Origin of the sequence: Shewanella sp. UCD-KL21 (assembly GCF_001957135.1) — a bacterium.
Taxonomy (GTDB): Bacteria; Pseudomonadota; Gammaproteobacteria; order Enterobacterales; family Shewanellaceae; genus Shewanella.
The window spans coordinates 204,687-225,083 of sequence record NZ_MPHK01000005.1 but is presented as its reverse complement, the minus strand read 5'-3'; the positions used below and the strand labels follow the sequence as shown (position 1 = coordinate 225,083).

General features: G+C 42.6%; 14 protein-coding genes. 5 read left to right on the top strand and 9 right to left on the bottom strand.

Annotation, left to right across the window (positions count from 1 at the left end; all coding sequences use genetic code 11):
- Nucleotides 1-487: 487 nt before the first annotated feature.
- A complete protein-coding gene (locus BM739_RS06820; protein WP_076538860.1) occupies nucleotides 488-2,422 on the top strand; it encodes a radical SAM protein in 1,935 nt (644 codons plus the stop codon).
- A 362-nt stretch (nucleotides 2,423-2,784) separates the two neighbouring features.
- On the opposite strand, the gene BM739_RS06815 is transcribed toward BM739_RS06820, so the two are convergent.
- The 3 genes from BM739_RS06815 to BM739_RS06805 form a co-directional block, all read right to left on the bottom strand.
- Entirely contained in the window at nucleotides 2,785-5,457 is a 2,673-nt protein-coding gene (locus tag BM739_RS06815) for a TonB-dependent receptor (protein WP_076538858.1), read from the bottom strand.
- Between the two features lie 159 nt (nucleotides 5,458-5,616).
- Nucleotides 5,617-8,451: a hypothetical protein gene (locus tag BM739_RS06810; RefSeq protein ID WP_076538855.1), complete on the bottom strand. Its 2,835-nt coding sequence runs from the start codon at nucleotides 8,449-8,451 to the stop codon at nucleotides 5,617-5,619.
- Nucleotides 8,452-8,816: 365 nt separating this feature from the next.
- A complete protein-coding gene (locus BM739_RS06805) occupies nucleotides 8,817-10,373 on the bottom strand; it encodes an ammonia-forming cytochrome c nitrite reductase subunit c552 (protein ID WP_254843483.1) in 1,557 nt (518 codons plus the stop codon).
- 883 nt (nucleotides 10,374-11,256) lie between these two features.
- Here BM739_RS06805 and BM739_RS06800 point away from each other — a divergent pair.
- Nucleotides 11,257-15,195 carry a rhombosortase-dependent M36 family metallopeptidase gene (locus BM739_RS06800; RefSeq protein WP_076538849.1) on the top strand — a complete coding sequence of 1,313 codons (3,939 nt, stop codon included), beginning with the start codon at nucleotides 11,257-11,259 and terminating at the stop codon, nucleotides 15,193-15,195.
- 87 nt (nucleotides 15,196-15,282) lie between these two features.
- Here BM739_RS06800 and BM739_RS06795 read toward each other — a convergent pair whose 3' ends face one another.
- From BM739_RS06795 to BM739_RS06785, 3 genes are all read right to left on the bottom strand, one after another.
- Nucleotides 15,283-15,867, bottom strand: a complete 585-nt coding sequence (locus tag BM739_RS06795; protein WP_076538847.1) for a hypothetical protein — start codon at nucleotides 15,865-15,867, stop codon at nucleotides 15,283-15,285.
- A 375-nt stretch (nucleotides 15,868-16,242) separates the two neighbouring features.
- Complete coding sequence (locus tag BM739_RS06790) at nucleotides 16,243-16,428, bottom strand: DUF3012 domain-containing protein (RefSeq protein WP_076538844.1); 186 nt, start codon at nucleotides 16,426-16,428, stop codon at nucleotides 16,243-16,245.
- 34 nt (nucleotides 16,429-16,462) lie between these two features.
- Nucleotides 16,463-16,816, bottom strand: coding sequence for an STAS/SEC14 domain-containing protein (locus tag BM739_RS06785; RefSeq protein ID WP_076538841.1), 354 nt, complete (start codon nucleotides 16,814-16,816; stop codon nucleotides 16,463-16,465).
- A 172-nt stretch (nucleotides 16,817-16,988) separates the two neighbouring features.
- Here BM739_RS06785 and arfB point away from each other — a divergent pair, with 172 nt between their 5' ends.
- The 3 genes from arfB to BM739_RS06770 all read left to right on the top strand — a co-directional run bounded on the left by arfB (nucleotide 16,989) and on the right by BM739_RS06770 (nucleotide 18,408).
- The gene (arfB, locus tag BM739_RS06780; RefSeq protein ID WP_076538839.1) at nucleotides 16,989-17,405 is read left to right on the top strand and encodes an alternative ribosome rescue aminoacyl-tRNA hydrolase ArfB; all 417 of its coding nucleotides are present in this window, start codon (nucleotides 16,989-16,991) and stop codon (nucleotides 17,403-17,405) included.
- Nucleotides 17,406-17,534: 129 nt separating this feature from the next.
- Entirely contained in the window at nucleotides 17,535-17,978 is a 444-nt protein-coding gene (gene aroQ, locus BM739_RS06775) for a type II 3-dehydroquinate dehydratase (protein ID WP_076538836.1), read from the top strand.
- A 37-nt stretch (nucleotides 17,979-18,015) separates the two neighbouring features.
- On the top strand, nucleotides 18,016-18,408 hold the full coding sequence (locus BM739_RS06770) for a DUF3859 domain-containing protein (protein WP_076538833.1): 393 nt from the start codon (nucleotides 18,016-18,018) through the stop codon (nucleotides 18,406-18,408).
- A gap of 1 nt (nucleotide 18,409) precedes the next feature.
- On the opposite strand, the gene BM739_RS06765 is transcribed toward BM739_RS06770, so the two are convergent.
- The 3 genes from BM739_RS06765 to BM739_RS06755 all read right to left on the bottom strand — a co-directional run bounded on the left by BM739_RS06765 (nucleotide 18,410) and on the right by BM739_RS06755 (nucleotide 20,367).
- On the bottom strand, nucleotides 18,410-19,606 hold the full coding sequence (locus BM739_RS06765) for a GGDEF domain-containing protein (protein WP_076538830.1): 1,197 nt from the start codon (nucleotides 19,604-19,606) through the stop codon (nucleotides 18,410-18,412).
- A 105-nt stretch (nucleotides 19,607-19,711) separates the two neighbouring features.
- Nucleotides 19,712-20,005 carry a tetratricopeptide repeat protein gene (locus tag BM739_RS06760; RefSeq protein WP_076538827.1) on the bottom strand — a complete coding sequence of 98 codons (294 nt, stop codon included), beginning with the start codon at nucleotides 20,003-20,005 and terminating at the stop codon, nucleotides 19,712-19,714.
- Nucleotides 20,006-20,025: 20 nt separating this feature from the next.
- Nucleotides 20,026-20,367: a hypothetical protein gene (locus BM739_RS06755; protein WP_076538824.1), complete on the bottom strand. Its 342-nt coding sequence runs from the start codon at nucleotides 20,365-20,367 to the stop codon at nucleotides 20,026-20,028.
- Nucleotides 20,368-20,397: the final 30 nt, after the last annotated feature.

Here is a 20,397-nt window from a genome sequence, read left to right as displayed (position 1 = left end):
ATTTAACCGCCTTGCTAATATTTAAACAAAAGGGTCTAGCCCAAAGGTATATTGCTACAAGATAAGTTCCGACATCTATGTAGACAAGACTGTGACGATAGCGAATCTTTTGCTTACTAACGAACTGGTATAAAGAATTAGGCAATGTGCAGTAAGCCAATATCAATCACTTTAACTCCCCTATAGAAACGCCTAGGTAAAGTATCTTCAATGTTGCATTGTTTTGAAACCACTGAGATAGAAGGAATAATCATTATTTCACCTATACGTCTTGAGTTGGATTAGCTAAGCCAGCGCTGAAACCTAAACTTTGAAGTAGAATGGCTATAGCGCATTTGTTAGAATCCCCTGTTATTTTTTGGCAACCGTATTGGCTGCCACTCTTTGTACAAGATTCTGTATCAGGCTGATCCTAGTTCACGCAGACTCTGTTAGCACTGATTCTGTCTAACACAGTACACTCAAGTTTTACTATTAAAGGCAGGCTATGACCGTTCTTCTAATGACTCCACCTATGACCCAATTAAATACGCCCTATCCGGCAACTGCGTATTTAACTGGTTTTTTGCGTTCTCGAGGTTATGAGGCGGAGCAACGTGATCCTGCCATTGAGCTTTTCCTAGAAATGATGACAGCGCCTGCGCTGGAGATTATTCGTCAACATGTGGAAGCTAACTTTGAGCACTTTGAAGACGATGAATTGCCTGATGCTATTCATAGCTTTCTGGCTAATTTTGATCGTTATCATCTAACCGTTGAAAGCGCGATTCGGTTTTTACAGGGTAAAGATCCAAGCCTTGCTCTGCGGATAAACTCTCGACGCTTTTTACCTGAAGGCCCTGCATTTGAAGCCATTGCGCAAATGGAAGCCGTATCAGGCGATGTGCTGCAAGCCGCGTTTGGTAACCTCGGCGTACAAGATAAAGCCAAATACCTTGCTACCTTGTTTATTAACGATCTGTCCAGCGTCATCACTCAAGGGGTTGATCCCTACTTTGAAGTGAGCCGTTATGGCGAGCAGTTAGCTGCGGCTAATCCAAGCTTTGATAACCTTTACGATACCTTGATGGACGAGCCAACCTTTAGCTCAGAAATTTTAGCGCAATTGGTTGAGCACTATTTAGAAGAAACCCAACCTAGCGTTGTGGCTTTAACCGTACCGTTTCCCGGTAATATGCTTGGCGCGTTACGTATTGCGCAAACCTGTAAAGCCATTAATCCTGAGCTCCCCATCGTCATCGGCGGCGGTTTTATCAATACCGAGCTGCGGGCACTCAAAGATCCTCGGGTATTTGAGTTTATCGACTTTATCTGTCTTGATGACGGCGAACGCCCGTTAATCACCCTGCTGGAATACTTTCAAGGCCAACGTGAAGTCGACGATTTAGTGCGAACTTACTTCCTTGCCGAAGATGACAATGGCGAGCCTTACGTTCACTTTAATGAAAATCCAGATCTGCATGATATCCCGCAGGTGGACGTCGGCGCCCCTATATACGATGGCTTGCCATTAACCGAATACCTGTCTTTGTGTGAAATGCTCAACCCAATGCACCGTATTTGGAGTGATGGCCGCTGGAATAAGCTTACCATCGCCCATGGTTGTTACTGGCGTAAATGCAGCTTTTGCGATGTCAGTTTGGACTATATCGATCGCTACGATACGGCTGGCGCTGATATTTTAGTGGATCGCATTGAGCAACTGATTGAAGAAACCGGACAAACAGGGTTTCACTTTGTCGATGAAGCGCTGCCGCCAAAAACCTTATTTGCCTTTGCAAAACGTTTAATCGAGCGCGGCGTGGTGATCAGTTGGTGGGGCAATATTCGTTTTGAAAGAACCTTTAGCCAAGCCCGCTGCCAATTATTAGCCGACTCTGGTTGTATCGCAGTCAGCGGCGGCTTAGAAGTAGCCTCAGATCGTTTATTGAAACTAATGAAAAAAGGCGTCAGTGTTGAGCGCGTTGCCCAAGTCACCAAAGCCTTTAGCGATGCAGGCATCATGGTGCACGCTTACCTTATGTATGGCTTTCCGACTCAAACCGAGCAAGAAACGGTGGATTCATTGGAAATGGTGCGTCAAATGATGCAGCAAGGTTGTTTCCAGTCTGCTTACTGGCACCGTTTTGTGGCCACGATCCACAGCCCTGTTGGTATGAATCCAGAAAAATTTGGTATTACCCTTAGCGAGCGCCCTGAAATTTTATTCGCTGAAAACGATGTCGACTTTAGCGATCCAACCGGTACCGATCATGAGATGTTAGGTGAAGGGCTGCGTAAAGCGATTTACAATTACATGCATGGTATTGGCTTTGATCAGCCGATGAGTTTTTGGTTTGAACAAGGTGTGGCTCGCACTAGCATGAAAAAAGATCTGATCTCAAAAGCCATTAGCAATCTGATCGACAGCAGTGAAGAATGATCCGCTATTAACTATCATAGTTAACAAACTGCGCTTAATCGCTCACCAATAAAAAGGCCACTTTCTTGTTCCAAAGAAAGTGGCCTGTTACTTTTAGGTCTTTTTTACTTACTGCATACAGCCTTTTGCAAAGCTGCAAACTTCTTCGTTAAGTCACGTGGTCTTAAATAACGCTTACTGATAAAGAAGCCTGTGATATTGATATAGGCGTGTTCCAAGCGCCCTATCAAATCACGATTGCACTAGCTTATTAGCATTTAAAGGATGAAGTAAAAATGCCAATAATCAGTACCTGTTGTTACCCTTGTTTACCATTAACTCATTATTACTCGCGATATTGGTGTTAATCGCACGAGTAAAAATTAGTATTCATAGTCAAACTGTAGAGTAAATTCTGTGCCTGGCTCTTTGGCGTATACCACCACATCTTGTTGGTCGTATTCGGTTGTTTCACCAAGGATATTCTTCACTTTAAATTTCACCCCAAAGCTTTCAGTAGGTAAAAAGCTATAGCTAAAATCTAAGCTGTGAAAAGGTTGCTCATATACATCATCTAAGCCGCCACGGCCGCCATAGGCTATACGCTCACCAAACACGTTATAAACCAGCGTGGCACTGTGGGACTCATTGGCAGAATCAAAGCTTAATTGCACATTGGCAACCCACTCAGAGTGGCCTGTCATGCGGCGCTTATTATTGGTTGGGTCAATTTCACCATTACTGGCAATTTCAATTTCTGAATCACTTAGGGTTAAGTTACCGGCAACAAAGAAGTCTTCCCATATGCCGCCATCACTGCCAATAAAGCCTAAGTCATGTAAAAACTCAGTTTCGATACCATAGATATAACCTGACTCAGCGTTATAAAACTTAAGCTGACGACCCGCTTCAGAGATACGTTGAATCGCTTCTATGGGCGCTGCGACGTCTTTATAAAAACCGCCGACACTTAAGTTAGCGCCATCTTCTGAATAGTATTCCCAGCGCACATCGAGGTTATAGATATCTGAGCTTTCAAGCTCTGGGTTACCAAAGAAATCAAACCCAGTGATTGGGTCTTGAAAACGCACTGGGGCCACTTCTCGCAAATCAGGACGAACCAAGGTTTTACTTGCGCCAAAGCGCCACTGGCTTTCATCTGATGATTTCCAGGTCAATGCTAATGATGGAAACCAGCCATCTTCAGCAATTGCGTAGTCTTCAATATCGTAACGGCCGCTTTCATCTGAAATTTCACCCTCTGGGGTTAATGGCAATGTCACGCGGCGAAAGTCTTCATAACGCACACCTGCGGTTAAGCGCCATACATCATCAAAGTCGATATCAAGGTTTACAAAACCGGCATCAATCATTTCAGCCGCAAGGTAATCTTCAGTGTCGGTTGAGGCATCTTTTAGTTCTAAATCTAGTGCGTCATTGGCAATATTGTCGTCTGAAAATATTGCGTCAAAGTCACCAGCTAAAATGTCACCATTTGGGTCAGTTGGGCTTAAGCCAACATCAAAACCAAGACGTGTGGCATAGCTTTGTCGGGTGCGCTCGAAGTACTCGTAACCCGCGCTTAGCTTTAAAATGTTAGCGCCAAATTCAAACGGCAACGTTAAATCAAACTTGTAGTTTTCAGTATCATCATCAAGGCGGCTATAAACATACTTAGGCGCATCTTGAGTGTTTAAGTTACGGCTGGTAATGCTATCAGCATCATCAAGTATGACATTGTAGGTGTAAGATAATTCGCTGGGCGCGTAGCGTTTAGATCTGGCATTGGAATACATCCAATTCGCTTCTAAATCCCACAAGTATTCAAAGAAATGCTCACCTTGAATTTGGTTACTGATAAGGTTTCGCTCTTCATAAGCAATATCATAAACCTGCAGTGCGTTAGGCTCAGCGATGGTATCAATAGTTTCTTCTATGGCCACTGACACATCATCGGATGTATCACGCAAATAAGTCGAGAAGGTTTCAATTTTATGGTCGTAACCTATCTCTAAACCTAAGTTAACCATGCCAGAGATTTGCACTATGGAGTCAGTGCCCATAACGTCTTTGGCATTTTCAATTTGCACGCTGTTTTCATCACCATCTAGCTCAACTTCGCGCTTGGTGTAGTTTTCAGCTTGTTGTTTATATGAGCCTGCTGCCATCACCCCGAAAATAATGTCATCGCTTAAGTCCCAGCGATCGCCAATGGCGATATTGCCTCGAAGCCCCGGATCTGTGCTTTCGGTAAATACGGTCATGTCGCGGTACATATCACTGGCTAAACCGCGGTTAATCGCCTGAGCACTGGCAAAATCAATGCTGCCATTTGAGCCAGTAACAATATCAATGGGGCTAATGCCGCCATATTGATTGGTCAGCTCGTTAATGCTGTTTGGCATTGCCCGAGTGCCATCATCTTGGCCCGTCCAATCATCACCGCCGCCGTTATAGGTAAAAGTGTCATCGCTATCATTGGTGTTATAACGGCCACCAACAGATGCCTTAAAGAAAAAGTCAGCAGGAATCGATTTGGTGCGGATATCAACATGACCACCGCCAAATGCGGCTGGCGTGCTGGCTGAGCTGGATTTTTGTACTGATAAAGATTCAATGATAGAGGCTGGGAACATATCCAGCGGCACCACGTTACGGGTTGGATCCGGTGACGGCACGACAGCGCCATTTAGTGAAGTACTTGAATAGCGCTCACCTAAACCACGCACATAAATGAACTTGCCATCTTTCAGGGTTAATCCGGTAACGCGTCGTAGCGCTGCGGCGGCGTCGCTATCTCCGGTGCGAGAAATCTGGTCTGCGCCCATAATATCAACCACGGCGGGTTGCTCACGGCGCTCTTCCATTGCTTCTGAGGCTGAGCTACGTAAACGCCCCGTTACCGCAATGACTTCAATAGGGAAATCTTCACCTGGGTCATAGGCAGGTGTCTCTTCCGAGTAAGCAGGTAGTGTTGCAAAAAGAGAAGCTGCAGAAATAGCAGTAACAACAGCTAGGCTTAGCTTATTAGCGATAAAACTCGGCTTGGTTTTCATAACGTTTTTCAATCCTGTACACAGTTCAGGTCGCGCCACTAAGATGAGAAACATCGGTGGCAATTGCTGTAAATTTAACTAACTATTTTGATTATCTAATCGCGCTTTAAGCAGCATCGAGGAGCACTCACTCCCCGATGCTGAAGGTGTTAATAAGGCTTATTTAATAAAAGCCCAACCTTCACGCCAATCAGTCTGACCATCGAATGCGCCGATGAAATCAGTTGCTTCAAAAAAGCTATCTGTTGTACTTAAATCAAGGCCCGTACCCAGTAACACAGTGTCAGTACCCGCTGGCATACCGTCGGTTAATGTCACTGCTGCCGTTGAGTTACCCGTCTGCGCTAAGAACCACGCTTCAGTGTCTACCGCATCGGTTGTATCTGTGTTGTCAGAGCTATATTTGAAAGGCTCGTTACAGTCGATAACCGAATGAGACATCACTAATGTGTCATCGTTTACGTTGGTAACAAGACCTGCGTAAGTCCCATCAAGCTCTAAACATTCGCCGGTTTCAGTTTCTGAAGTGTCACCTTTGCGACCTTGTACCAGTACGTTATGCAGTGATGCACGCGTCGCTACCCGAAGTAAGATGCCTTCGCCTTTATCGCCGCTGGCGTTTTCAATGTCAGTACCCGGTAAAATGGTTACGTTAGAGATAGTTGGATTTGAGATAGGAGTTTCGTCAGTACCTTTATGGCTATCGCCTTCAAAACCGCGGTTAGCTTGACCGTCTTCATGGGTGATATACACGTATTGTGCTTTACCCTGCCAGCCATTAGTCCAATCTAAGCTGTCATCGAAGTTGTCAGTCAGGTAAACATATTTCAGGTTGACCGCGCCGCCCCAGAATTCAACACCATCATCACCATTTGCATGGACTTGAATATGGTCAACTTGGGTTCCGCTACCCACTGCCGCAAATGAGATACCGTTCATTTCTTGAGTATCATTGACTTTGAAACCAGCGTATTTAACTACTACGTAGCTAATTTGACCGCTGTTATCTGCATTGTCGTTACCGCCATATGGGAAATCACCGACTTCAAATGACACATCACAGTTATCCTTATCAGGACACTTGTTGGTTTCGCCATTACCCAGAATAACTAAACCGCCCCATTGACCGCGCTCACCTTCTGCGCCAGCAATCACATCTTGCTGAGAAGTCATAGTAATTGGATGCTCTGCACTACCTTGGGCCATGATTTTAGAGCCACGACTCACGGCAATGTAGCTGTTATCTGTTGCAAAAATCTGCGTACCAGCTTGAATTGCTAAGGTGGCAGAGTCTGCGTTATCGCCACCGATAATCACCGCGCCGCCATCGACTTTGTACATCACGTTTTGACCAGCAAGCAGTGTAGTATTAGTGGTGATATTGCCTTCAATTGAGCACACCAAAGTGACGCTATCGTCTTTATAAAGACCCGCGACCACATCTTCTGCTGTAGTGCCTACAGGACAAGACGTTAACACTGGTAATTCAGAGGGTGCAGGTGTAGTTTCATCGTGAATGGCCGTGGTCCAGCCCATAGTCCAATCCGTCGTGCCGTCAAATGCACCGATATATTGGGCATCGACTAAACGGTCATCCATGTTAGCTAAGTCAGCAGCTCCACCAGTTAAGGCAACAGAAGATGAGTTTGGCATGTAATCCGTTAAATCTGATGCGCCAGCTAAGTTACCGTTTTGCGCCATAAACCATGCTTCAACGTCATAAGCTTTGGTGTAGCCTTTATCCGCATCAACCTTGGCACTTTTAAAAGGCTCAACACAATCGATTAAGCTGTTTTGCATATTCAAGTTGCCCGCTTCTGCGGTATCGACTGTGTTGTCGTCATTGATTTCTAAACATTCGCCTGAATCAACATCGCCTTTCACTAGCATGTTGTATGCGTTAACTGCGGTGCCTTTACGCAGTAAAATACCTTCAGCGTCATCACCGCCACTGTTAGTGCCGTTAGCAACTTGAATGGTGAAGTTAGCCAATGTAGGCATAGACTGTGGCTCTGCATCAGCGCTGCTATTACTATCGCCTTCAATACCGCGGTTTGAACCATTATCTTCTTGACGAATATAAACGTGCTGGGCGCTACCTTGCCAACCGTTGGTCCAATCTAATGAATCGTCGAAGTTTTCAGTTAACACCACATGTGAAAGCGAAACGTTTCCGCCCCAAAATTCAACGCCGTCATCGTTATTTTTATGAATTTGAATATGGTCAACAGTAGTACCTGCGCCCACTGCCGCAAAACTAATGCCGTTCATTTCTTGGGTGTCGTTGATTTTAAAGCCACCAAACTCAACCCGAACATACTGAATCACACCTGAATTATCTTCAGTGTTATCACCACCGTAGTTGTGGTTACCCACTTCAAATGCAGCATCACAGCTGGTTAAATCAGGGCAAGAGTTAACAGGCGCATTACCAAGAAGCACTAAACCGCCCCATTGACCCGCTTCACCAGTTTGGCCTAGCGCAGCTTCAAGCGAGGTAAATACGATTGGCGCGTCGGCTGTGCCTTCTGCCATGATTTTTGAGTCACGGCTAATGACTAAATAAGACTCGCTACCACCAATAATTTTAGTGCCAGCCATAATTGATAATTCAACCGAATCAGCTTTATCGCCGCCGGCGATAACTGCGCCATCAAGCATCCACACCACATCGTTTCCTAAAATGATGTTTGCGCCATCTTGACCACCTACCTTTACTGTTGAAGCGCCAGTAGAAGGAGCAAGCGAGCCTGTTAACAGCCACACTTCTTTACCATCGATAGCCGCTATCGTAGTGCTTTTTTCAGCGAAGCCGCCATAAGCAAGTTGTTGGTCCGATTCAGTCGGTGTGGTTGGATCCGTTGGATTTGTTGGGTTAGCCGGCTCTTGTGAACCCGTATCAATATTGATATCGCCACCACAGCCCGCAAGTAATAAAGTTGCAGAAAGCGCAGCTGATACAGCACTAAGTTTAAACATTTTTTTCAGTTCCATTGTCATCTCCGAAGACGGATGTAAGCGAGTTAAGTTGTTTCAATGGACGACAAACTAACCTGCAAAAATGACAAAAAGACTGCGTTAAAATGACAGCAAGGTTTCACTAATATGATGTAAATATTAATAGACAATAAAAACAGAAGCTTAAAGAAGATATTGGGAGGGTATTTATCGTTACATTAATAACAATTACTTTACTTACATGTCATTAAGGCAAAAAATACCAGTCGATTTATATCGACTGGCATTGGTTTTAATGGCTATCTGTACTGAGATTGAATTTAACTAGACTTTAACTAGACTTTGACTAGACATAGTGCAAAGTCTATTTAATTCAATTCATCTCAAGTCAACTAACAAGCTTACTTAAGCTCTGCAGGCCATTCTTTTTTAACGCGCTTATCTAAGAATATTTCTTTAGACGCTTGCATTGCTTCTAGGTCAAGACCCACTAAAGGCTGTACCTTCGCTTTAGTGTCGTACTTAGTCGCATCATACTTATAATCAGCTGCGTATTTCGCTAGTAATGCATTAGCTTCAGTCAATGCTGCATCTAAAATGCTATTAGACTTTTCAAGCAAACGTACTGCTTCAGTAGGGTTATGCGCATGAATACCGTGAGATGCTGTTGCACTATCCCAGAACCATTGCGCATTTCTCACTTTAGTCAGTAAGCTATTCATTTCACCGGCTAATGGTGTTTTCGCTTTAAGTGCAGCTTCATAGTTGCCTTTAGCTTGTGGAATAGTTTGACCTGCTTCTAGGCCTTTAATGCCATTCGCAGCCCAAATAGCTTGTGCTTTAAAGTGTACTTCAGTTAAACGTGGGTCGGTGCCATTGGCATCGAAACGTAACTTAGTGATCTCAGCTTTACGCTCATCAAGGATCTCTTTAAAGTCACCAGCTTCATGACAAGATTGACAGTCTGCTGGCAATTTATCAGCTTCAAAAGTCACTTTATGGTTAGAGAACTCAGCGCCTTTAGCATTAGTCGCTTTCGGCATATGACAAGTCGTACAACCAAACTCTAAATGGTCATCCATTGCATGTTCAGTTCTATCTAACATGTTTTCAAATTCAGGATGCTGCGCTTTAATCATTGGCGCGCCAGAAACGGCGTTAGTCCAATCTTTAAAGCCACGTTGGTCGAAATAAGCAAGTTGTGCTTCAGCAGCAAAACCTACATATAAGCCATCAGTACCGGTGTAATTAACAAACTTTTTGTAATCAGTTTCAACGCCAGGTACCCAGTAATCCATTGGGTATTTCACTTTTTTGCTATCAGTGCCATCAAAGTAGTATTCAACATGACACTGAGCACATGTTTGGCTGGCTTGCATGGTGGCACCTTGCTTGGAGAAATCTTTGCCAATCGAAGTCATTGCACGATCAGTATACGGACGGCTCAATCTTGTTTCTGCTTTACCTAACTCATGACAATCAGCACAGCCGATGGTGTTAGACATTTCATGGCCCCAAGTTGACCAAGCATTGTCGGAAAACTTAGCTTCGCCTACTTCGTCATACATACGGGCAACATCAGGCGTTTTACATGACCAACAACTCGCAGCCATTGCTTCACCAACCACTTTGCCGTCATGACCAACAACAGGGTGGCCTACGCGCAGAGTTTTAATAATATCGGTTAATGCATAATGGTGGCCACGAGCACGGTTATAGTCTTTAGCAAAACCATAACCCGCCCAAGCTGAAACAAGGTTTGGGTTAGCTGCTAGAAGATCGTCAAGCTCGCCATTGGCCGGGGTACTTTGCTCAGTTTCAGCCCAAGTTTTATATTGCTCAGGGAAGGTTTGCTGCCAGTTTTCACTCTTGTATAGGTCAACATCTTTAGCAACTGCAGTACCTGTAAAAACTGCAGATACCATCACCGCTAGCGCTAGCTTTTGTAATTTCATCATCACTCCAAATGGAACTTTGTTTATATTTATTAGCATTCATCACTTGCTATAACTTTAATTGTTATTTATTAAAGTTGAATAATTAATATCACAGGAAATATAAACACACATTTATTTAGACTATTAATGTGACAATGTTCTAATCCAACATAATAACCTTGCTACAGAGCAATACTCCTTTGTAGGTAGCAAGTCATAATTAAAAATAACATTAGACAATGATGATAGATAAAGCTTTTATGAAAAATAACCAACTGAACAACGCAAGACAAAGCGATCAAATTTAAAACACTTAAAAGTCAAGAGCTTAAAAAACAAAACGGTTATCACACATTAACGTTCAACAAATGTTAACCTAGGCTTAATTTAAACTTAAATAAAGTATATTTATATAAACTTGAAAACAAAGAAAAATAAAAGAAATAACTAATAAACTAAATGATTAATTAGTATTTTTAAACTTTAATATTTAGCCTAATTTTTTAGCTTCAAGATAGAAATGACAATAATAGCTATACACTGATTGAATTCGGGCTTACGTTGCAGTTTTAAAAAAGGAGGAATTAACACCCATTGCTTAGATATCAACACTGATACTCAAAATGAAACGCACATTTCACTAAACAAGTCAGAACCCCTCTCATTAGTTAATTTGGTAACAATTTATGACAGCTAAAGTCTTTGCGTTCTTGCCGCGAAGCCATGTAGCGACTTAGCCACCGTGTGCCAGCAATGAAGCCACAAAACCACTTTTGCACTCATCTAGAATAATCAACCACCAAAAAAATAAAACAAACATTTAACACTTGCTACCTTTGTGATACAAGTTATAGACCCTCAATTAATAGAGGGGCCAGAAAAATTTAAGGATTAAGGATGAGACATGAACTTTAAAAAAACAGCAATTGCCACAATCATTGGCACCACTCTTTCAAGTATGTCATTTAGTGCTTTAAGCACTGAATTTAACGAGGCACCAACTTATAAATCATTTAATGAAGCTCAACTGATTAAAAAAAATAATAAAATTGAAAATGTCGCGACCGTAAGCGGTATGAAAAATCAATTTGATCCTCAGCTAGGTAAAACTACATTCCAGTGGGCAAGCAAAAATCAGTCAACACCAAACTTAGGCGCCCTAAAAACAGCCAACAAAACAGCTTATGCCGCCGATTTTTATCTGGCTCAATTAACTGGTATCTCATCAGCTAAAAGAGGGCTGGCTCAAGCGGTTCTATCCAAGACTCATGATGTGGGTCGAGGCCCGATTATTGCCAAATATAAGCAAGAAATTGCCGGTGTAGAAGTATTTAACAGTGAATTTAATATCTTGATGGACAGAGAGTTGAACCTTGTTGCATCTTCTGGCTACTTTAGCTCTTCCGCTAACACTAAGTCTGCGGCTTCTATTTTAAAGGATGTTGAGTCCGCATTTGGTGATGCAGCCAACTCAGTTTCTTCAGTATTTAAAGCCATGGGTGGCAACAGTGACTCAATTGCACTTGCTGCTAGTTCTTCTAATGGACAGTATGAAACATTTGCTGTTACCAACACCGCTAATGATAAAGTGTTGGTGGGAGAGCCTCGCGCTAAAAAAGTATTTTTTGAACATAAAAACAAGTTAGTAGCAGCCCACTATGTTGAAATTGAAACAGGTTCATTGGATACCCGCGATTCAGAGTATTTCAGCTACGTCATTTCAGCTAAAACGGGTGAAATTCTATTTAAGCAAAATCTAACCAGCCATGCTGCAGAGTTTGACTACCGAATCTACGCCGATGAAGATGGCAAGCCTTGGGATAGCCCCCACGGTAACGTAATGCCTGCGCCAGAAGGCAGTGATGTTGATGCTTATCTAACAGCACCCTATTTAGATGCGCCATTGGTAGGCATAAGCCATGGTCCAATTAGCACTATGGATCCTTGGTTAGCAGATGATGCAACAACAACGTCAGGTAACAATGTCAATGCCTATGTTGATGCCGTTGCTCCTCAAGGCTTCACCAATGGTGACTACCAAGCTGAAACCACCAGCACTAGCACGTTTGATTATGTATATGATATTAACGAGCCTGAATACTCCATAAACAACCGCAAAGCGGCTATTGTCAATCTGTTCTATATGAACAACTACTTACATAATGATTTTTATGATCATGGTTTTGATGAAGCTGCAGGTAATGCCCAAGCTCTTAACTACGACCGTGGTGGTGTTGAAGGCGATCCATTAAATGTTGAAGTCCAAGACAACTCTGGATTTAATAATGCCAACATGTCGACTCCAGCCGATGGCGCCTCACCTCGCATGCAGATGTACTTATGGGAAACCACTCAAGCTGAAAATGGCGTTGATTATGGTTTAACAATCACTTCTCATGCTGCATTAGGTTTATTAGACATTGTTCAATTTTCAAGTTTTGGTGCTGAGGTTTATGAGATTTCAGGCGACTTGGTTCGTATTGAAGATGGTGTTGACCCAATCAGAGATGGCTGTGAAGCCACGGTTAATGGCGCAGATATTGCCGGTAAAATTGCCATTATTGACCGCGGCGCATGTAACTTCACCGTGAAAGTTAAAAATGCCCAAGATGCAGGTGCAATCGCAGTTTTAATCGCGAATAACACTGACGATGGGACACCTGCACCAATGGGCGGTGCAGACGATACAGTAACAATTCCAAACCTGGGTATTAACTTTAGTGACGGCGCTGCTATTTATGCGCTACTAGATGCAAATGAAACAGTATCTATTGAAATGTTCAAAAATGACCTAACACGTAACTTTAAAGATAGTTCTTGGGATAATGCAATTGTTGCCCATGAATGGGGTCACTATATTAGTAACCGCTTGGTCGGTAATGGTTCAGGTTTAAGCAGTAACCAAGCACGCTCAATGGGTGAAGGGTTCGGTGACTTCCACGCACTATTATTTGGTTCAGATGCTACTGACAATTTAGTCGCTGGTAACGAAGATTATGCCGGCGCCTACGGTGATACCACTTATGTAGCGAGCTTTGTAAGCGGTATCCGAGAGTTCCCTTACTCAACCAATATGGAAATTAACCCATCGACATTTGCTTATGTTGAAAGAAACCCTCAAGTCCATGGTTCAGGCTCTGTGTACGCTGCGATGTTATGGGATTCATTCGTAGACTTAGTCAATGATGAGCGTCATACCTTTGACGAAGCTAAGAGCCTAATGAAAGACTACTTAGTTGCCAGTTATAAAATGATGCCAATGGCGCCAACCTTTACAGAAGGTCGTGATGCTCTGCTTGCTGCAGCCTATGCCAATGACGTTGAAGATTATAAAGTTATCTTAAGCGCTTTCGCTAGACGCGGGATGGGAGTCGGTGCGAAATCACCAAGTCGTTTTTCTATAGACCACGCAGGCGTTGTTGAGTCATATGAAACTGAGTTAGCCACTTATTCAGTAAGTGAACATGACCTAAATGCTAACTACGAAGGTCTGATATCAGGTTATTGTTCAAGCGATAACATTCTTGATAAAGGTGAAACAGGTACAATTAGTTTCACCATTGAGAATAATGGTACTGAAGCATTAACTGGCCTCACAGGGCAAGTTATTGTTGAAAGTGATCATACAGTCACATTCGCCAACGAGGGCGTCATTAGCTTTGATGATATAGCACTATTTGGCTCTGCAACCAGTGCACCTCTAGAGTTTACTTTAGATGCTGCAGGAACAGGCGAAGAGCTAGTGCTGAAATTTGTACCTGATGTTGCCGAAGGTGCAGAAGCTGATGAATACATGCTCTCAACAATCGTTAACGTGGATTTTGAAACACGTGAGCTAACTGGTACAGAACAGTACGAAGATCTAAACACGCTTTCTAGACTGAATGACTTTAGCGAAAACATTATGGCTGGTGGCGATATGGCTAGCGGCACTTTCGGCTTAGATCAATGGGATGAATTCGATGGGCTCATCTCTGCGACAGGTAATAGCTTTATCTCAGATGTCGCCTATGAAACTCGCCCAATGACAGTGGGTTTCGCAGGGGACTACACTATTAGCTTCTGGCATTTGTATAACTTAGAAGAAGGTTATGACGGCGCTGTAGTTGAAGTCAGTATCAATGGCGCTGACTGGATAGATGTTACTGAAGCTGGCGCAACTTTTGAAGGTGACGGCTATACGGATACCGGACTTGACTTCACTGAAGCCGCTATTGCTGACCGTGACATGTACTCAGGTATAAACTATGGCTTTGAAACCATTAACTTTGGTGAATCACTAAACGGTAACCAAGTACAATTTAGATTTCGCGTTGCGACAGACTCCGCCTTTGTCCCAGACCCATTTTCTGGGTTTGCTGCAGGTTGGTATATTGATGACATAACCTTTAGCAATATCCAAACGAGCATTTTCTCAGATGTGGTTGCTGGTGACACTTTCGCTTGTGAAAACCGACAGCCAATAGTATCTATTGAAGCTAATGCTACAGAAGTTCAAGAAGGTGAAGCCGTTAGCTTAAGCGCTACCGCTGTTGATGCAAATGCTGCTGACGTATTAACTTATATGTGGGAGCAAACCTCTGGCACCGCGGTAACATTCACCGGTGAAGCTACTGCAGAATTAAGCTTTACTGCCCCTCTAATTGATACTACCTCTGAAATGTTAGAGTTTACCTTAACGGTCAGTGATGGCGTGACTGATGTTGTTACACCTATTTCAGTGTCGGTGAAGGACATTCCAGTTGTGGTTGAACCTAAAAAAGCTAAATCACCTGGTGGTGGCTCTATGGGTTGGTTAGGCTTGATATTATTACCATTTGCAGCGCTTCGTCGCCGTAAATAAGGATTAATAAACGCGAAAAGCCACAACAATTTGTTGTGGCTTTTTTTATTTAAAAAACTGATTTTAAGGCTTATTTAATGATCACATTTAAAACTCGGGAACATGAATTTTTCCGCTATAGTCCACCTCTAACTCAACGACACTAAAACGAACATCTTTAGATAACTTTTGGTACCAAACATACAAATCAACATCTGCAGAATGAGTTTCAAGTCGATAGGTTTCTTCGGCTATTTTATCTATATCAAAGTCAGTATCCAGCCACTGTGGAGCAACCTTTGAGATTATAACAAAAGAGCCTTTAGCAACGCCGTAGTCATTCATTTGCACATTAAACAGTGACTGACCCGATTTAATAATGACATTATCAGTAATAAATTTTTGGTTGTTGATTGCCACAGAATACTGAGATGTCTCATCGTTCACTAAAGTTTGAGTTTTAGCTAAACCAGCGAGCTTTTTTTGTTTTTCAGTTTGAGTATTAGCAGTCGAGGATTCAGTCAGTTTTACTGCATCAACAGCATGTAACGTCGCAGAGCTTACTTCACTTTCCTTGTTGAGACTCTTATTTGTAGCCTTGTTAATGCCGGTGTTAATTTCCACTTCTTGAGAGTCATCAACACTACAACCACAAAGTGCGACCAATGACGCTAGCATAATTACTTTTTTCATTATTTCCCTTAGCGAAATAGATTATCAAATCATATTTTACCCTGCCCAAGCTAAAGTAACAAATAAGCAACATCTGACAGTTGTATTCCATGAAACCCTAATACTCAGATATCAAGTAGATAAATGTATCATGTGGGTTACGATAAGGAACCAGAGGAAAAATCAAAGACGAGCGACCATAGAGCCAAAAGTATTATGTAAATGCCTTTTTAGCAGCGCTATTTTAGGGGGGTAACGAGCATACTTGTGCTTACCTGCAGGCAATTAAAAAACGCGACAAATAGAAAATTAATAAAACTAGATAGCATAGCAAGTGTATTTTAAAATTATCTACCTGCTAACGCTATCTATCGCTAAAGCGACTTAAGTCTCAACTTAAAATACACAATGCTTGGCATAATCGGCCGCTTCATTAGCAGTCCAATCACCGCTAGGCTTTTCTTTCATTTGCTTACACCACGCCTCACTGCCCACTTCTGGTGAGCAGGCGCTCAAGCCGATAATTAATAAACCTGCGCTTAATACTGCCGCTATTTTTGAAGATGACTTAATCAATGACATACTTTCTAATTCCCTGAATGGTTAATCAAATAAATTATTGTTGTAGCCAGGCTATGGCTTGTTGTTTTTGCTCTAATGGAAACCAAGCCACCTCACCTTGCATAAAAGGACCCAGTAAATTAACCGCATTGCCAACCCAATCAGGGCCACCGACAAATACTAACGCATCAAAATGCGGTAATTGCACTTTATCGCCCCCAGACAAGGAGCTGACGTCCCAACCTTCAAGTAACACGTCCGCCTCTATGTATAAGAAAACCTTACCAGTTTGTTCGCGATATTGGGCAATTAAAGGTTGTAGTTGAATGCGATAATCTTGAGTAGATAAGCGTCCACTAACGAATAAGCTAATAACGCCTTTAGCGATATCGGGGATTTGGCACAACATAAAGCAACTCCAAACGGTCAATGTGGCCTAGTTTTTAGATAATTATTGATAGTAACAAATCTTATCCGCAGTACTAAACAAAAGTTTGTTAAACTCAAGTGCTAACAAACAATAAACTCGGATCAGCGTCCTTAAATAGACCCAAGTGAATGGTAAAAAGTAGAATCATAAAATGATCAAGATAACCAACAGCGTCAGCATCGAAGATAATGAAATTGAATGGCAATTTATCCGTTCAAGTGGCGCAGGCGGCCAGCACATTAATAAAGTATCCACTGCAGCGCAGATTATTTTTGATATACGTCAGTCGTCTTTACCTGAGTTTTATCAGCAAAAGCTATTGGCCAAAGCCGATCATCGCATTACTAAGAGCGGTAAGGTGATCATAAAATGCCAACAAAGCCGCAGCCAAGATTTTAATCGTCAGCTGGCGTTAGAGCAGTTTATTGAGCTAGTAAAAAGTGTCGGTATAGTGCAAAAAAAACGTATTGCCACTAAAGCGACTAAAGGCAGTCAACGCCGTAGAGTCGATGCCAAAAAGCAGCGCGGCGCCACTAAAGCGCTACGAAAAAACAAATCTGATTATTAAGCTGCAATCGTTTTCAAACTCGCCTCAGTAAAGCCATGAAAATTTATCCACTTATGGCAATAATTACATGATAAATTAACCTTATTCGGTATTATCAATACTCATCAGTAGCAATTTTAAGGAATGACCATGACGCCCAAAGCCAAGATTTTATTAGTGAATGGCCCTAATTTAAATTTATTAGGCCGTCGTGAGCCAGGCCTTTATGGCAGCGATAACTTAGACACCATTGTGGCAAAGTGTCAGTCTCAAGCCCATGGTGCCGAACTAGACTTTGATCATATCCAGTCTAATGCCGAACATGCACTTATCAATGCGATTCATGCCACTGATGCCAAGTTTATTGTGATCAATCCTGCCGCCTTTACCCACACCAGCGTGGCGCTACGCGATGCACTGCTTGGGGTGAATATTCCGTTTATTGAAGTCCATATTTCAAATGTGCATGCCCGTGAACCTTTTAGACATCATTCTTATTTATCAGATAAAGCGGTCGGGGTAATTTGCGGCTTAGGCATTCAGGGCTATGAGTTTGCAATGCAAGCCGCTATTAGCCAGCTGAGCAAGGATTAAAGAAAGGACTCGCGTTAGCTATAGAGATCAACAAGATATGAGTAAATTAAAAGCAGATGTCAGTATTATTCAAGCGGGGATTTTCAGTCAATGGGATTCTGATAGTGATGAACTGCCAAGATTTTTAAAAGCCACTGTACATGTGCCTGCTGAAATAGACATTGAATTTGGCTTTGTCACCCGTATTCGCAAAGCCAAAAATCAAGTGTTAGGTTACTGTATTTATCACCCCGATATTCCCGATGCCAATGGCAAAATTCGAGCGCCTTTCGATGGTGAAGTGTACATCAAAGAAAACGATTGGAAATTTTACCTTGGCGACTGTATCTGGGCGCCAATTGCCAACAAAGTCGGCAACTGGCGTATGACCCTAGAGCTAAACGGCAAAGTTATCGCCGATAAAACCTTTAAAGTGCATTTGCCTGAATAAGCTATTTTTCCGCAATAACCGCGCAATTGCGTCCTGCTTGTTTAGCTTGGTATAAGGCGGTATCGGCAAGTTTTAAGATTGAATCCCACTCTTCTACCTGCCTTTTAGCAGTAATGGGCTGGCTTGCGCCAATCGATACTGTCAGCGCCAAATTGGCAGCTGGCGTGCTAATGGCTTCAGTGCTAATCGCTTGGTTATAGCGGCTTAACACTTCTTCCAGAGATATAGACTCTGCTGCATCAATCTGCAATAAAATAATAAACTCTTCACCGCCCCAACGTACTAAAACATCGCCTTTACGAATGCTAGCAGACAAACGTTTGGCAATTTCTGTGAGCACGACATCACCGATATCATGACCATAAGTATCGTTGACCTTTTTAAAGTTATCGCAGTCAATCATCAACATACAATAATAAGCATTTGGAAATGCCGTTAGCTCATGATGAATAAAATGTTCGATATAGCGGCGGTTATGTAGCCCTGTGAGTTGATCGTTATTTGAAGCTTTATACAAACTTTTATTTGTTGAACGCAGGCTATCGATGTTCTTTTCAGTTAAAAAGTAACGTCTAATTAACAGCACTAAGCCAATAGCTAAAATAGCCAAAGCCAACAACCATAGACTTTCTTGCAGCTCTTTTTTATCAAGGGTGGCTGCCTTGAGCTCATTCTCGGCGGTTAATAAGGCAATTTTTTCATCTTGAAGTTGGCCTTCATACTGGGCTTTTAAGGCAAATAGCTGTTCTTCACGCTGATTGAAAAGCAGCTTTTGGGTGCCTTCATAATAAGTGATTAATTGCTCAATGGCCTCGGGGTATCGCTGCTGCGCTTGATAGACTCGCGCCAATAATTCATAGGACTTTAATAGAGAGTCTTGGTTATCAATGGCCTTAAGCCCGGCCATGGCATTGTTAGCATAATCACCAGCAGTGGCGGTATCACCTTTAAATAAACTGACCTCGCCAAGACCCATTAAGCACTCGTTATAAGGTAATTGATCATGCACCTGCTTTGCGATCTCAACACATTCCATTGCCACCGGCTCAACCTCAGCAAAGAGTTGCTGACCAATTAACAAGTGGGTCTGGGTCATTAGTGCATTGACAATAAGCTGGCTGTTATTAGACTCGCGCGCCACGGCAATGCTTTTTTCACTGTACTGAGTCGCCGCCTCTATATCATTAATTTCTAGCATATTGTTACTAGCATTACTGTATAGAACCACTAAATACTCAAAGCTGACATTATCACTGTTAAGATATAGCTCAGTGGCTTTTTTATTGTATTCAATCGCGCTAGGCTAATCTTCCACCATAGAGTAAAGCACGGATATATTTGAATATAACTTAAAAACAAAATCGCTATTATTGGTGGTTCCAGCCAGTTTAATCGCTCTTTGATAATCCTCAATCGCCAACTCATAGGCTAAACTTCGCGAGTGGATGATGCCTCGAATATTAAGTGCACGAGCCAATAAGCGGTCATAATGCAGTTGTTCAGCTAAGCTAATTGCTTGCTCTATCAGTCGCAGTGCTTTTTTACCTTCGCTTTTTCTCGCCGCCAAGGTGCCTTTAATGGTTAGGCCTTCGGCCACAATCCAGTCTTGGCCGCTATCTAGGCCAAATTGATATAAGGTTTTAGTGGTTTTTCTGCCGCCTCAACATCTGACAGTACAAATTGAACGTTATAAAGGATCAGATAATAAATGGTTTTAAAATAGTCATTATCATCGATAACGCCTTGGGATTTTAGTTGCTCTAAAGCCGTTAAGGTGCCTTCTGGGTCTTTATCAGCTCCAAGGTATAACGCGGTTAATTGCGGCCCGTGCTCAATGCTGGCGATCTCATCTAATAGATCGAAAACCGGCGGTTTTGCTGCAGTTGCAGCGGTCGCAAAAGTACCGCAAAAAAACAGCAACAATACGGCTAATAATTGATGGCGCAGCAGATGATTCAAATGAACCTCGTCTGTTTAGACTGAATGAGT

Coding starts and splice junctions, on each gene's coding strand:
- BM739_RS06820 (WP_076538860.1), top strand. CDS start 488: ATGACCGTTCTTCTAATGACTCCACCTATGACCCAATTAAATACGCCC.
- BM739_RS06815 (WP_076538858.1), bottom strand. CDS start 5,457: ATGAAAACCAAGCCGAGTTTTATCGCTAATAAGCTAAGCCTAGCTGTT.
- BM739_RS06810 (WP_076538855.1), bottom strand. CDS start 8,451: ATGGAACTGAAAAAAATGTTTAAACTTAGTGCTGTATCAGCTGCGCTT.
- BM739_RS06805 (WP_254843483.1), bottom strand. CDS start 10,373: ATGATGAAATTACAAAAGCTAGCGCTAGCGGTGATGGTATCTGCAGTT.
- BM739_RS06800 (WP_076538849.1), top strand. CDS start 11,257: ATGAACTTTAAAAAAACAGCAATTGCCACAATCATTGGCACCACTCTT.
- BM739_RS06795 (WP_076538847.1), bottom strand. CDS start 15,867: ATGAAAAAAGTAATTATGCTAGCGTCATTGGTCGCACTTTGTGGTTGT.
- BM739_RS06790 (WP_076538844.1), bottom strand. CDS start 16,428: ATGTCATTGATTAAGTCATCTTCAAAAATAGCGGCAGTATTAAGCGCA.
- BM739_RS06785 (WP_076538841.1), bottom strand. CDS start 16,816: ATGTTGTGCCAAATCCCCGATATCGCTAAAGGCGTTATTAGCTTATTC.
- arfB (WP_076538839.1), top strand. CDS start 16,989: ATGATCAAGATAACCAACAGCGTCAGCATCGAAGATAATGAAATTGAA.
- aroQ (WP_076538836.1), top strand. CDS start 17,535: ATGACGCCCAAAGCCAAGATTTTATTAGTGAATGGCCCTAATTTAAAT.
- BM739_RS06770 (WP_076538833.1), top strand. CDS start 18,016: ATGAGTAAATTAAAAGCAGATGTCAGTATTATTCAAGCGGGGATTTTC.
- BM739_RS06765 (WP_076538830.1), bottom strand. CDS start 19,606: ATGCTAGAAATTAATGATATAGAGGCGGCGACTCAGTACAGTGAAAAA.